Origin of the sequence: Synechococcus sp. UW106, from assembly GCF_900474015.1 — a bacterium.
Taxonomy (GTDB): Bacteria; Cyanobacteriota; Cyanobacteriia; order PCC-6307; family Cyanobiaceae; genus Parasynechococcus.
Map to the genome: position 1 here is coordinate 305146 of NZ_UCNV01000003.1, position 13070 is coordinate 318215.

The 13070-nt window shown below is 61.9% G+C and carries 12 protein-coding genes and 1 pseudogene; 5 read left to right on the forward strand and 8 right to left on the reverse strand.

Annotated features, from left to right (window positions below; all coding sequences use genetic code 11):
- The 3 genes from recO to hpf are packed head-to-tail and all read right to left on the reverse strand — an operon-like array spanning window position 1 to window position 2057.
- The gene (recO, locus tag DXY30_RS02870; RefSeq protein ID WP_115093274.1) at window positions 1-774 is read right to left on the reverse strand and encodes a DNA repair protein RecO; all 774 of its coding nucleotides are present in this window, start codon (window positions 772-774) and stop codon (window positions 1-3) included.
- On the reverse strand, window positions 775-1455 hold the full coding sequence (locus DXY30_RS02875; RefSeq protein WP_115093275.1) for a 2-deoxyribose-5-phosphate aldolase: 681 nt from the start codon (window positions 1453-1455) through the stop codon (window positions 775-777). It lies immediately after the preceding gene.
- Between the two features lie 14 nt (window positions 1456-1469).
- A complete protein-coding gene (gene hpf, locus DXY30_RS02880; protein ID WP_115093276.1) occupies window positions 1470-2057 on the reverse strand; it encodes a ribosome hibernation-promoting factor, HPF/YfiA family in 588 nt (195 codons plus the stop codon).
- Between the two features lie 11 nt (window positions 2058-2068).
- On the opposite strand from hpf, the gene lipB reads away from it, so the two are divergent.
- From lipB to queA, 5 genes are all read left to right on the forward strand, one after another.
- Window positions 2069-2767 carry a lipoyl(octanoyl) transferase LipB gene (lipB, locus tag DXY30_RS02885; RefSeq protein WP_115093277.1) on the forward strand — a complete coding sequence of 233 codons (699 nt, stop codon included), beginning with the start codon at window positions 2069-2071 and terminating at the stop codon, window positions 2765-2767.
- 28 nt (window positions 2768-2795) lie between these two features.
- Window positions 2796-4709: an AMP-binding protein gene (locus tag DXY30_RS02890; protein WP_115093278.1), complete on the forward strand. Its 1914-nt coding sequence runs from the start codon at window positions 2796-2798 to the stop codon at window positions 4707-4709.
- Window positions 4710-4801: 92 nt separating this feature from the next.
- Complete coding sequence (locus DXY30_RS02895; protein WP_115093279.1) at window positions 4802-5287, forward strand: YlqD family protein; 486 nt, start codon at window positions 4802-4804, stop codon at window positions 5285-5287.
- A gap of 56 nt (window positions 5288-5343) precedes the next feature.
- Window positions 5344-6669 carry a dihydrolipoamide acetyltransferase family protein gene (locus DXY30_RS02900; RefSeq protein WP_115093280.1) on the forward strand — a complete coding sequence of 442 codons (1326 nt, stop codon included), beginning with the start codon at window positions 5344-5346 and terminating at the stop codon, window positions 6667-6669.
- A 12-nt stretch (window positions 6670-6681) separates the two neighbouring features.
- The gene (gene queA, locus DXY30_RS02905; protein WP_115093281.1) at window positions 6682-7791 is read left to right on the forward strand and encodes a tRNA preQ1(34) S-adenosylmethionine ribosyltransferase-isomerase QueA; all 1110 of its coding nucleotides are present in this window, start codon (window positions 6682-6684) and stop codon (window positions 7789-7791) included.
- A 47-nt stretch (window positions 7792-7838) separates the two neighbouring features.
- Here the strand turns inward: queA and cysK are convergent, their stop codons facing one another.
- The 5 genes and pseudogenes from cysK to DXY30_RS14660 all read right to left on the reverse strand — a co-directional run.
- Window positions 7839-8825, reverse strand: a complete 987-nt coding sequence (cysK, locus tag DXY30_RS02910; RefSeq protein ID WP_115093282.1) for a cysteine synthase A — start codon at window positions 8823-8825, stop codon at window positions 7839-7841.
- A 100-nt stretch (window positions 8826-8925) separates the two neighbouring features.
- Entirely contained in the window at window positions 8926-10380 is a 1455-nt protein-coding gene (locus DXY30_RS02915; RefSeq protein ID WP_115093283.1) for a PLP-dependent transferase, read from the reverse strand.
- A complete protein-coding gene (locus DXY30_RS02920; RefSeq protein ID WP_115093284.1) occupies window positions 10377-11519 on the reverse strand; it encodes a PLP-dependent aspartate aminotransferase family protein in 1143 nt (380 codons plus the stop codon). The genes DXY30_RS02915 and DXY30_RS02920 overlap by 4 nt, the downstream gene beginning before the upstream one ends.
- A 111-nt stretch (window positions 11520-11630) precedes the next feature.
- Window positions 11631-13019 carry a photosystem II reaction center protein CP43 gene (gene psbC / locus DXY30_RS02925; protein WP_115022594.1) on the reverse strand — a complete coding sequence of 463 codons (1389 nt, stop codon included), beginning with the start codon at window positions 13017-13019 and terminating at the stop codon, window positions 11631-11633.
- Window positions 13003-13070: pseudogene (locus DXY30_RS14660) on the reverse strand (photosystem II protein D2); the annotation flags it as partial. The pseudogene DXY30_RS14660 and the gene psbC, both read right to left, overlap by 17 nt.

Here is a 13070-nt window from a genome sequence, read left to right on the forward strand (position 1 = left end):
TCACGCACCTGCCAGCAGCGTCTCCCGCAGCATGGCCAGGGCTTTGCTCGGGCGGTTGAGATGCGTCCGGCTCCAGATGTCGACCACGCTCAGCAGGCGGCGCCACACCGCCGGTGGACCCATCAGGTTGCCGTCACGGCGTCGGGGCAGATCGGCACGGGTCAGCCGCTGCAGCAGCGCTAGTTCGGAGGGATTCAGCTGGATCGCCGCCCCAGGCTGCTCGTCGATGGCAAAGCCGTCCTGCGGTAGCAGGCTGCAGCGCCAGTCCCACTGACCCAGTGGAGGTGCCAGGGGATTGCCCGTTATGCAGCACGTTTGCAGTGGCAATCCATAACCGCCGAGGGTGAGCAGATGGATGCAGGCCTGGACCGTTCCGGCCAGCACCAGCTCAGGCTCGGCTCGGTGGCTTTCGAGACGTTCCAGGTGCAGTTGCATCGTGGCGAGCAAGCCTTCCACGGGGTCCTGCGCCGCCAGCTGAAGGCACAAATCACACAGAGCCTGCGCCGCAGCCAGGGTTTCAAGCTGTTGTCCGAGACCGGAGAAACTCCGCAGAACCCGCAGTTGACGCACTCGTGCTAGGCCACTGCGTCCTCCTACTTGGAGTTCCAACAGGGTTAGGGGTGCCGCGGCAGCGAGACTGCTCTTCGGCCGGCGCGCTCCGGGAACGGCGAAGCGGCTGACACCTTCCGCATCACTGAGCAGGCTCAGCAGGCGGTCATGCTCGCCCAGGGGCCCCACCTTGAGGGCGAGTCCTGTGAGGCGTCGTTCTGCCATTCAGGCAGCGGGGCGGCGTTGGGCCTGAAGCAGAGCAGGGGCGCTACTGGTGCCCAGTAGATCGGCCCCCGCCAACAACAGTTCACTCACATGGCTGAGGCTGTGAATACCACCGGCTGCTTTGATCGCGCAGCGTTTGCGGCTCAGTTGCTTCAACTGACGGATCTGATCGGGATGACACGCCGGACCAAAGCCGTTTCCGGTCTGTAGACCAGCAGCGCCTGCATCAATGGCGGCCTCCACGGCCAGCTCCAGTTGTTCCGTTTCAAGACGTGCCATGTCGAGGATGATCCGCACAGGAAGCCCCAGGTCGCAGAGAGCCGAGAGCTCTTCGGCAAATGCTCCTGAATCGCCGTTTGCCAAGGCAAGGAAGTCTGGAACGACATCGAGCTCCTGGGCTCCATGGGCGGCACACCACTCCGCTTCCGCCAGCTTGAGATTGGCTGGAATAGCACCGAACGGGAAGCCAATGGCGGCCACCAGGCGAGGGCCCGAGTCGGTGCCGCCGAGTCGCTCACGCAGCAGTGGCAACTGCCGAGGAGTGGTGCAGATGGCACGCACGCCCTCCTGCACCCCGGAGTCAGAAAGGGTTTGGAGTTGGTCTCGGGTCAGCAACGGGTCAAGGATCGCCTGATCAAGCCTTGGCGGTAGGTCGGGGAGCTCTTGGGCTGGATCAGCCATGGCGGGCCAAGCGGTCAGTCACGAGCCTGAATCACGCCATATCCCCCATGGTTACGTCGATAGATCACCTGCAGTTGGTCACTGTCCTTCTCGCGGAAGAGATAGAAGTCGTGGTCGATGAGATCCAACTGGCGACGAGCGTCGTCCAGGCTCATCGGTGGCATGGCGAAATATTTCCGTCGGACACCCGGATCCGGCAGTTCCGCCTGTCGCCCCTGCAACAGGGAGTCCTCAACTGGGATGTCGTCAACGACGACATCCGTGCTGGGGGTGTGGCTGGCGCTGTGGCCATGGCTGTGGTGGTGATCGCTGTGGCGTTCCTTCCAGCGGCGCAGCTGGCGGGCGAGTTTGCCAGCGGCCAGATCGATGCTGGCGTAGAGGTTTTCACTCCGTTCCTGGGCCCGGATCACGGTTCCGTTGGCGAAGACCGTCACTTCGGCAGTCTGCTGCGGGACGCGGGGGTTGCGGGCTACCGAGAGATGGACGTCCGCTTCCCGCACAGCACCATCGAAGTGCGCTGTGGCCCGCTCCAGTTTGGTTTGCGTGTAGTCCCGCAATGCAGGCGTGATCTCGAGGTTGCGACCATGGATCAGCAACTTCATGCCTCGCTCCTGTGCCGGTTGTCATCGGCAAGCTAGATACGGCGCACGATTCGGCCCACCCCCAGCGTGCATTTCTTTTCGAGCCCGTTCATCCGGTTCGGTTCGATGCGGCTTGGTCAGCGCAACAGCGCTGGCAGAGCAGTCTTTTGGCTGACTCGTTGGCGCCCGAGGCGGTCTGGATTCTTCAGCATGAGCCCTGCTACACCCTCGGCCGAGGCGCGAGTGAGGAGCACGTGCATTTTGACCCTGTCGATCCACCCGCACCCCTATACCGGATTGATCGGGGCGGTGAGGTCACCCATCACCTCCCCGGTCAGTTGGTGGCCTATCCGGTATTGGACCTTCGGCGGCGCACTCCCGACTTGCACTGGTATTTGCGCCAGCTGGAGCAGGTCGTGCTGGATGTTCTGTCGGAGTTGGGCTTGGAGGGGCAGCGTTTGCCGGGATTGACAGGCCTCTGGTTAAACAACCGCAAAGTCGCCGCCATCGGTGTTGGCTGTCGCCGCTGGATCACCCAGCACGGCCTGGCCCTAAACGTGAATTGCGCGATGCAGGGGTTTGAGCAGGTCACCCCCTGTGGTCTCACTGGTCGTGCTGTGGGAAGGCTGGCGGACTGTTTGCCGGGACTAACGATGGCTGAGGTGCAGCCGCTGCTGCGGCAGGCCCTGGCCCATCGCTTCGGTCTGGTCTGGGAGGACGAAGCGAGATAGACCTGAGCTGTTTGAACCCCTGCATCGGATGACGGCCAGCTGGAGCCCGATAGCCCGCGAGACGGATGCTCTGCAACGTCACGCCCATGTTCAGACGTTGCCAAGGGTTGATGCGGTTTGGCCCTGGCTCGCTGACCGCTATGGGGTCATTGCTGCCGTGGATGCGCCCCATGCGGCTCATCCCGAAAGCTTTAATTTCGGCGAACTGGCTGAGCGCATCGCCACCGCCGCCGCTGCATTTCGGCGCCATGGCGTTAAGGAAGGGGATGTGGTGGCTCTCTTTGCTGAGAACAGCCCCCGCTGGCTTGTGGCCGATCAAGGCTTGATGCGTGCCGGCGCCGCTGATGCTGTGCGCGGGGCCTCTGCCCCAGTGGAGGAGCTTCGTTACATCCTTCTGGATTGCCAGGCGACAGCCCTGGTTGTTCAGAACGCAGACGTGTGGCGTCGTCTGGACCTTCCCCCAGAACAACGGGCTCTGTTGCGCTTTGTGCTTCAGCTGGAAGGGGAGCCAGCCGAGGGGACTATCGGCTGGGAAATGTTCCTGTCGTCGGGTGCTGGATGTGATCCCGTTCGCCCGGCTGGGGGGCGAGAGGCCGTAGCAACTGTTTTGTACACCTCCGGGACGACCGGGCAGCCCAAGGGGGTCCCATTGACCCACGCCAACCTGTTGCATCAGATGAGCTCACTGGCTTGCGTGGCCTATCCCGAGCCCGGTGCTCCGGTGCTGAGTGTGCTGCCCATCTGGCATGCCTACGAGCGCAGCGCCAGCTACTACTTTCTCTCCTGCGGTTGTACGCAGACCTACACAACCATCAAGCAACTGAAGAAGGATCTGCCGCGGGTCCGGCCGATTGCGATGGCCACCGTCCCCCGGCTGTGGGAGGCCGTTCAAGCCGGATTTGAGGATGTGCTCAAGACCTTCCCTCCGTCTCGACAGCGCTTGCTTCGGGCGGCGTTGGCCAACAGTGCTGCCCAGCGCAACGCCATGCGAACGGCTCGCAACCTCCTGCTTGATCCGGTTTCAGCCTCCGGACGGTTGCTTGCCTTCGGTTCTGCTGCGCTGCGCTGGCCCCTGCATGCTCTGGCTTCGGCCCTGATCTGGCCCAAGCTGCGGCGGCAGCTCAGTGGTGGTCAGCTTGCCTATCCGATCAGCGGTGGCGGTGCCATCGCTCCTCACATCGATGCCTTCTTTGAAGCCGTGGGGATTGAACTGTTGGTGGGCTACGGCCTTACGGAAACCAGCCCTGTGGTGAGTTGTAGGAGGCCTTGGCGCAACATTCGTGGCAGCTCGGGGCTACCCATGCCACAGACCGAATTCCGAATTGTGGATCCCGACAACGGTCAGCCTTTGGCCTTCCGGCAACGGGGTCGGGTGATGGTGCGGGGTCCCCAGGTGATGGCGGGTTATCTCGGAAAGCCTGAGGCCAGCGCCAAAGTTCTTGATGCAGAGGGTTGGTTCGACACCGGTGATCTGGGCATGCTCCTGCCGGATGGTTCCGTGGCACTCACCGGTAGGGCCAAGGACACCATCGTGTTGAGCAGTGGCGAGAACATCGAGCCAGGCCCATTGGAAGAGGCCTTGATGGCCAGCCCCCTCATCGAGCAGGTGATGTTGGTGGGTCAGGACGAACGCCAGCTCGGTGCTTTGATCGTGCCTCGTGCGGAGGCGATCCTTGCCTGGGCGGCAGAAGCCGGAGTGACCGTTGCTCAAGATCTGGGCGGCCAGCCTGGAGAACCGGCCCTGCTCAAACTCTTGATGCGCGAATGCAACAGGTTGCTGAAGCAGAGGGCTGGATCTCGGGGAGATGAGCGCTTGACCGGGGTGGTGCTGGTGAGTCTCTTCAGCATCGAGAACGGACTTTTGACCCAGACCCTGAAGCAGCGTCGTGATCGCATCACTAGCCGTGACCAGAACTTGATCGATGCTCTCTACGGACGTTGAACGCGGTTTAAGACGATTGTGAGGCGGTCGGTTTACCGGTAATTGACCACACGCGGAAGTGCTGACACGCTTTGGCCGTCTCCCAAGAATCCATGTCCGACGTCACCTCCTTGACGATCAAGCGTCCAATCTCAGTTCGTGCTGTGGTGACGCCCACTTGGAAAGAAGAAGCAGAGCGCGAGCTTAGTAATGGCATAGCGACAGCCGACCAGCAGCTGGCGCAGCTGGAACAAGAAGGTCAGAACGTCATCGATCAGGTGCGTCGTCAGAGCGCCAATCCCCTTGATCCGCGCGTGCAGGATCAGGTGGCGCAGATTCAACAACAGGTGTCGGCGAAGCGTTCTGAGCTGGAGGAGCAGAAGCGCAACCTGCTTCAGCAGCAAGCGAAGATCCGTGAGTTGGAGATGGATCAGATCGTTGAACAGGGGCAGCTGGAGAGCACCTGCGAGCTAAAGGTCGGCGACAACCTGGTTCAGAAGATGCAGGTGGCCATCGTTGTGAAGGACGGCGTTGTTCAGTCGATTGAAGAGTCCATAGCTTTAGAGGACAGCGTTGTTCAGTCGATCGAGGAGGCCTGATCGGCTTCCTTCTGCTAACTCGTAAACTCCCCTGATCTGCCCTTTCGGAGACGGTTTTGGCAACCACGGACATCTTCATGCCTGCCCTCAGCTCCACCATGACGGAGGGGAAGATCGTGGAATGGCTGAAACAGCCCGGTGACAAGGTGGCTCGGGGTGAGTCCGTCCTTGTCGTTGAGTCCGACAAAGCAGATATGGACGTTGAGTCGTTTCAGGACGGTTATCTCGCCGTCGTCTTGATGCCGGCCGGCAGCACGGCGCCGGTGGGCGAAACCATCGGTCTGATTGTCGAAACCGAAGCCGAGATTGCTGACGCGCAGGCCAAGTCTCCCAGCGCCCCTGCGGCTGCACCTGCCCCGGCACCAGCTCCCACACCAGCTGCGGTTCAGGCTTCAGCTCCGACTCCTGCGCCTGCACCAGCCCCAGCACCGATCGCCGCCCCTGCTCCGTCGGCGCCGGTTGTGAACGATGGCCGCATCGTGGCGACCCCCCGGGCCAAAAAGCTCGCGTCCCAGATGGGTGTGGATTTGGCCACGGTGCGTGGCAGCGGGCCCAATGGCCGGATTCAGGCCGAAGACGTTGAACAAGCTTCTGGACAGCCCATCTCTGCCCCCCGTGTGGCGGAGGGTTCCGCTCCTGCGGCTACGGGTCAGCCTGCGGCTGCATCCTCTGCCGCTGCTGCGCCCGCTGGAAACAGCTTTGGTCGGCCCGGCGAGACCGTGGCCTTCAACACCCTGCAGGGTGCGGTGAACAAAAACATGGAGGCGAGCCTGGCGGTTCCCTGCTTCCGCGTCGGCTACGCCATCACCACCGACAAGCTGGATGCCTTTTACAAACAGGTGAAGCCGAAGGGCGTCACGATGACGGCGTTGCTGGCCAAGGCGGTGGCCGTCACGTTGGCGCGTCACCCTCAGGTGAATGCCGCCACGACCGCGGCTGGAATGGCCTACCCCGCTGAGGTCAACGTCGCCGTGGCTGTGGCGATGGAAGATGGTGGCTTGATTACACCTGTGCTGCGCAACGCTGATCGCACCGACCTCTATGAGATGTCGCGTCAGTGGGGCGATCTGGTCAAGCGCTCCCGCAGTAAGCAGTTGCAGCCCGAGGAATATTCCACGGGAACCTTCACCCTCTCCAATCTCGGCATGTTCGGGGTTGATCGCTTCGACGCGATCCTTCCCCCAGGCACCGGGGCCATCCTCGCCGTCGCCGCATCACGCCCCACGGTGGTGGCGGGCAAAGACGGTTCCATCGCCGTCAAGCGTCAGATGCAGGTCAACCTGACGGCGGATCACCGGGTGATTTACGGCGCCGATGGCGCTGCATTCCTGAAGGATCTCGCTGAACTGATCGAGACCCGTCCGGAGAGCTTGGCGCTCTGATCGGTCGTCCGCGTGCCTGACCCCAGGGACCATCAACTCAGCAGCTACGACTACCCGCTACCGCCAGAGCGCATCGCCCAGGCACCGGTCGAGCCCCGTCACAGCGCTCAGTTGTTAATGGTTCCCCCGCAGGGTGAGCCATCAACGGAAGCAGCTCACGGCACGGTGTGGGATCTGCTCGAGCAGCTACGGCCCGGAGATCTGCTGGTGGTGAATGACACCCGGGTGCTGAAGGCGCGACTGACGGTGCGTCGTTCCGGGGGTGGGCTGTCCGAATTGCTGGTGCTTGAGCCGCGGGGGGAGGGACGCTGGTTGTGTCTGGCGCGCCCCGCCAAGCGCATGCGGCCAGGCGACAGCCTCACGATTGAGGGGACCTCGATCTGCCTGAAGGTGCTCGCTGAAGATCCAGCGAGCGGTGGACGGGTGGTTCAGTTCCCAAGTGATTGCAGGGATGCGGAAACCATTGAGGGTTTGCTGAATGAAGTGGGCGAAGTGCCTCTGCCGCCTTATATCGAACGGCACGATCCCAGTGACAGCGAGCGTTATCAGACTCGCTATGCCAATCGTCCCGGGGCTGTGGCTGCGCCGACGGCTGGACTGCACTTCAGCGATGAGCTTTTGGAGGCCTTGCAGCAGAAAGGGGTTGACCTGGCGCGGATCACCCTTCATGTGGGCCTTGGCACCTTCCGTCCCGTCGAAACGGAAGATCTCACCGCGTTGGAGCTTCACAGCGAATGGGTCGATGTCAGCCCCGCTGTGGTGAAAGCGGTGCAGGCTTGTCGAGGTCGCGTGATTGCTGTGGGCACCACGAGTGTTCGTGCTCTGGAGGGAGCCGCTCAGGCCCATGGCGGCGTTCTGATGCCGTATACGGGGCCGGTGGATCTGGTGATTCAGCCCGGCTATCAGTTCAAGGTGATTCAAGCCTTGCTCACCAACTTTCATCTGCCCAAAAGCTCTTTGCTTCTGTTGGTGAGTGCCCTCATCGGCCGGGAAACCTTGTTGAAGCTGTATGCGGAAGCGATTGAGAGGAACTATCGCTTTTTCTCCTATGGCGATGCCATGTGGATTGATGCTGCAGCGGTGCAGCCCCATGCGGCGCCCACTGGCTTGGCAACGCAATAAAAAAGCCCCGTCAAGGACGGGGCTGGTGCTGGTGGGTCGGAGTGAACTCAGACAGCCACCGGTTGCTCGATGATGCCGGTCGGCACCTCAGCGAACATCACAGACGAGAGATAACGCTCAGCCAGGTCAGGCAGCACCACCACGATGGTTTTGCCGGCGTACTCATCTTTCTCGGCCAGACGAATCGCTGCAGCGGCGGCAGCACCGCAGGAGATGCCGACCAGCAGCCCTTCCTCTTGGGCCAAGCGCAGGGCCATCGCGACGGATTCCTCGTTGGTCACCTGCTCCACCTTGTCGACCACGGAAAGATCGAGGTTTTTGGGGATGAAGCCGGCGCCGATGCCTTGAATCTTGTGGGGACCGGGCTTGACGTCCTCACCGTTCATGGTCTGGGTGATCACCGGGCTGTTGGTCGGTTCGACGGCCACAGATTCGATGGCTTTTCCGGCTTCATTTTTGATGTAACGGGAGACGCCGGTGATCGTGCCGCCCGTGCCGACGCCTGCCACCAGCACATCGATGGCGCCATCGCAATCGTTCCAGATCTCCGGACCAGTGGTCTTGAAGTGGATTTCAGGGTTGGCGGGATTGTCGAATTGACCAGGCATGAAGTATTTGGCCGGGTCGCTATCGGCGATTTCTTTGGCCTTGGCGATGGCGCCAGGCATGCCCTTGGCGGCTTCTGTGAGGATCAGTTCGGCACCGAGAACCGCCATGACCCGACGACGCTCGATCGACATCGATTCAGGCATCGTCAGGATCAGCTTGTAACCCCGGGCAGCCGCAGTGAAGGCCAGAGCGATGCCGGTGTTGCCGGAAGTGGGTTCAACAATCACCTTGCCTTTGGTGAGCTTTCCGCTTTTTTCAGCGTCCCAGATCATGTTGGCGCCGATCCGGCACTTGACGCTGTACGCGGGGTTGCGCCCCTCGATTTTGGCCAGCACTGTGGCCTTGCAATTCTTGGTGACGTTGTTCAGCTTCACCAGCGGGGTGTTGCCGATGGCCTGGCTGTTGTCGTCGTAAATGCGGGACATTGAGCTGCTGCTGTAGGAGGGGCCCGAAGAAAACAAACTAATGATGTTGAGCGGCTCCCCCCTCCGTTGTTAAGGGCTTTTTCAGAGTCTCACCGGTCTCTTAGCTATCCAAGGCTCGCTGAAAGCGCATCCAAAGTTCGTCAGGGTCTTCTAAACCCACCGACACCCTGAGTAAATCAGCGGCGACGCCGCAGCGCTCGGCCCAGGCCAGTTCGTCGTAGTGGGCGAGCTGGGTGTAGGGGCAAGCCAAGGTGAAATTGGTGCCAAGGCTGGGCCCTTTACTGACGCTTAGAGCGTCGTACACCACCTGCGCCTGCTGACGACCTTGCTTCAGTTCGAACGAGAGCAGGCAGCCATAGCCCGCTCCGCTGCGCATCAGAGCTCGAAAATTGGGGCAGTCTTTGGGATGAAGCACCCGTTCGACGGCTGGATGGGTTTCCAGCCGTTCGGCGAGAAGGAGCGCGTGGGCATCCAGCTTTGGTGCCCGTTCCTTTACATCTCGGCTGGCTTCCTCCAAGGCAATGGCATCGGCATCGCCGAGACCAGCCACCGTCGTGCAGGCGGTGAGCAATGTTCTGGCCCAGGTCGACTGGGGACTCACCAACAAGCTGCCAGCCATCACATCACCACGCCCTGCAAAGCTTTTGGTCAAGGAGGTGAAGATCAGATCCGCATAGGGCAAGGCATTGAGGTTGATTCCGGTGCCAATCGTGTCGTCGGCGATCAAGGGGATGCCGCGGACGCGGGCCAAGGCCGATACGGCAGGCAGATCAACACAGCGCAGGAGCGGGTTGCTGGGAAGCTCCACAATCACGGCGGCAGGCTCCAGTTGATCCAGCGCTGCTTCAACGTCCGCCAGGTCTTGCGGTTGAAGCAGGTCTCCGCCGTGGAAGACCACCCGCGGTTGCTTCAACACATCCACGTATGGAAAGCCCAGTTGCAGTGTGCTGCGTCCTGGCCGCAGGCTTTGCACCGCAGTGAGGGCTGCATGGAGCCCCGCCATGCCGGAGGGATGAAGGCTGATGTGGTCAGGCCCCACGTCGTGGATGGCGGCTAGGCGTTGTCGAATGGCACGCCGTGCTGCTTCGCCGTCTTCGCTTGTGGGAGGAGCTGCCTGACCCAGGGCGATCGCGGCCTGGCGGGACGAGAGCCCAAGGCCGGTGTGTTGCCAGAACGCTTTGGCGTGGGGAGTGGCCGATGCATCGCTGCGCAGGCAGGAGATGCTCGCGATAGCAATCAACTCCGAACGGCTGTCTGGTGCCTTGCGGCGGCAGTGGGCCAGGGCCGCCTGGGCTGCTGCCGCCGTGGGGTAGGGCCAGACTGTGCTGCCCTCAATCTCGGACGGTTGAGTGAGTTGTCGGATCAGTGGATGCAGCCCGAAGCGGGGATAGACGGTCTTCAGTGCATCGCGGCAGGCCGGATCGTTCTCCTCGTAGGCAACCACATCACGCCAGCGCGGCAGCGCGACGGACACCGCATGGGGTGAGTCCGGCAGAGGATGGCCAAGATCGCAGCCCTGCCAGGCCGGATCGTTGAGCAGGTTGCGGGGACTCACGCCAGCAGCTCCAGGGCCTGTTGAAGGTCAGCCTGCAGATCGGCGAGGTCTTCACAGCCCACCGAGAAGCGCACCAGGCCATCGTCAATGCCCAGCTTGGCTTTCACCTCTGCAGACACAGCGGCGTGGGTCATGGTGGCAGGGTGGCAAATCAGGCTTTCGATGCCGCCCAGACTTTCGGCCATCGTGAACCAGCGCAGCTGCTTGCAAAGGGCATAGGTCTGCTCCTGGCTGGCGTTGAAGCTCACCGTCACGATGGCGCCGCCGGATTTCATTTGTCGGTTCGCCACCTCGTGCTGCGGGTGGTCGCTGCGATGGGGATAACGCACCCAGTTCACCTTGGCGTGTCCTGCCAGTTGATCGGCAACGGCCGCGGCATTAGCCATCTGCTGTTTGAGCCGCAGTGGCAGTGTTTTGATGCCCCGCGTGATCAGCCAGCAGTCGAAGGGGGAGGGTTGCAGTCCCAATGCCTTCTGGGAGAAGACCATCTTCTGGTGCCAGTCGGGGTCGTTGGTGCAGACGGCTCCACCCAGGGCATCGGAGTGGCCGTTGATGTATTTCGTGGTGCTGGTGAGCGAGAGCGTGGCGCCCAGATCCAGGGGACGCTGAACGAGGGCGGTGGCAAAGGTGTTGTCCACCACCACGGGGATCCCAAGGGTTTGGGTGATGGCGCAGACCGCCTCCAGGTCGATCACCTTGAGCAGCGGGTTGGTGGGACTCTCTAGCCACACCATTGCGGGCTTCCGGGATTGGATCTCCTCCAGCGCTTCCGGCTGGGTGAAGTCAACCCATGCGGTTTTCAGCCCGAACTTGGCGAAGACCTGTTCGAACAGACGCACGGTGCAGCCGTAGAGGTTCTCTTCGCACAGCACCAGATCGCCCTGTTTGAGCTGGGAAACCACAGCGGTAATAGCGCTGACGCCGGAGGCGAAGACGGTGGCGTGAGCGCAGCCCTCGACCGAGGCGAGCACCCCATCGAGGATGCGGAAGTTGGGGTTGCCGGAACGGGTGTAATCAAACCCACCGGGGTTGCCATGGGCGAAGGTGCTGGTGGGAAAGATTGGCGGCATCACCGTGCCGGTGTCGTCCGCGTAGCTGTCGCCGTGGTGGATCACGCGGGTGTTCAGACCTGTGTTCACGGACGATCCGTCGATCTGAACAGGCTAAGAAATCGCCTCCCCCCACCCAATAAAAAACCCCCACCGTTAGGCGGGGGTTGATTGACGATCGTTTGGGCTTGAACCGGTGGATCAGTCGAGATCGGGCATGCCCAGCACAGGCTCAGCCTTGCGGTCGATGCCTTTCTCGAAGCCAGCAGCAGCAGCGCGAGCGCGGCCTGCGTGCCAGAGGTGACCAACCAGGAAGAAGAAGGCGAGCACGAATTGCGCTGCACCCAGCCACTGGCGGAGGTTCACGTAGTTCACCGAGTTGGGCTCGGTGATGATGCCGCCCACAGAGTTCAGGGAGGCGTTGGGGGCGTGCGTCATGTATTCAGCGGCACGGCGCACCTGCCAGGGCTGAATGTCGTTCTGCAGCTTGTCGAGGCTGAGACCGTTGGGGCCACGCAGGGGCTCCAGCCAGGGACCACGGAAGTCCCAGAAGCGCATGGTTTCACCACCGAAGATGATTTCACCCGTTGGTGAGCGCATCAGGTACTTACCCAGGCCGGTGGGGCCCATGGCGGAACCGATGTTGGCGCCGAGGCGCTGGTCACGCACCAGGAAGGTGAAACTCTGAGCTTGGGAAGCCTCAGCGTTTGTGGGGCCCCAGAACTCGGAGGGATAGGCGGTGTTGTTGAACCAGATGTAAGCCGAGGCGATGAAGCTCATGAAGCTCAAAGCGCCGAGGCTGTAGCTCAGGTAGGCCTCACCGTTCCAGATGAAGGCGCGACGCACCCAACCGAAGGGCTTGGTGATGGCGTGCCAGATACCACCGAAGATCAGAGTCAGGCCCAGCCAGATGTGTCCACCGATGATGTCCTCCATGGAGTTCACACCGATGATCCAGCCTTCGCCACCGAAGGGGGCGCGGAACAGGTAGCCGAAGATCACACCCGGATCGAGAGTCGGGTTGGTGATCAGACGCACGTCACCGCCGCCGGGGGCCCAGGTGTCGTAGACGCCGCCGAAGAACATGGCCTTGAAGACCAGCAGCAGGCAGCCAACGCCCAGAAGGATCAGGTGATAACCAATGATGTTGGTCATCTGGTTCTTGTCACGCCAGTCCTGGGAGAAGAAGGAGGAGTAGTTCTCCAGAATCTCCGGACCACGCAGGGCGTGATAGAGGCCGCCGAGACCGAGCACGGCGGAGCTGATCAGGTGCAGAACACCGACCACGAAGAAGGGGAAGAGATCAGTCACCTCACCGCCGGGTCCCACGCCATAGCCAAGGGTGGCGACGTGGGGCATGCAGATGAAGCCCTGCTCGTACATGGGCTTGTCGAAGGTGAAGTGACTCACCTCGAACAGCATCATTGCGCCGGCCCAGAACACCATCAGACCAGCGTGGGCCACGTGGGCACCAAGCAGACGGCCTGACAGGTTGATCAGACGGGCGTTGCCAGACCACCAGGCATACCCGGTGGAGGAGAGGTCTTTGCCGCCAGTGGCGCCAAGACCGGGATTAGAGAGCGTTACCACGGGGCAGAACCTCTTCAGGGAAGACGAAGTTTTCGTGCGGCTGGTCAGCCG

Excerpts from the sequence above, each read along its gene's own strand:
- recO (WP_115093274.1), bottom strand. The coding sequence starts at position 774 with ATGGCAGAACGACGCCTCACAGGACTCGCCCTCAAGGTGGGGCCCCTG.
- DXY30_RS02875 (WP_115093275.1), bottom strand. The coding sequence starts at position 1,455 with ATGGCTGATCCAGCCCAAGAGCTCCCCGACCTACCGCCAAGGCTTGAT.
- hpf (WP_115093276.1), bottom strand. The coding sequence starts at position 2,057 with ATGAAGTTGCTGATCCATGGTCGCAACCTCGAGATCACGCCTGCATTG.
- DXY30_RS02890 (WP_115093278.1), top strand. The coding sequence starts at position 2,796 with ATGACGGCCAGCTGGAGCCCGATAGCCCGCGAGACGGATGCTCTGCAA.
- DXY30_RS02895 (WP_115093279.1), top strand. The coding sequence starts at position 4,802 with ATGTCCGACGTCACCTCCTTGACGATCAAGCGTCCAATCTCAGTTCGT.
- cysK (WP_115093282.1), bottom strand. The coding sequence starts at position 8,825 with ATGTCCCGCATTTACGACGACAACAGCCAGGCCATCGGCAACACCCCG.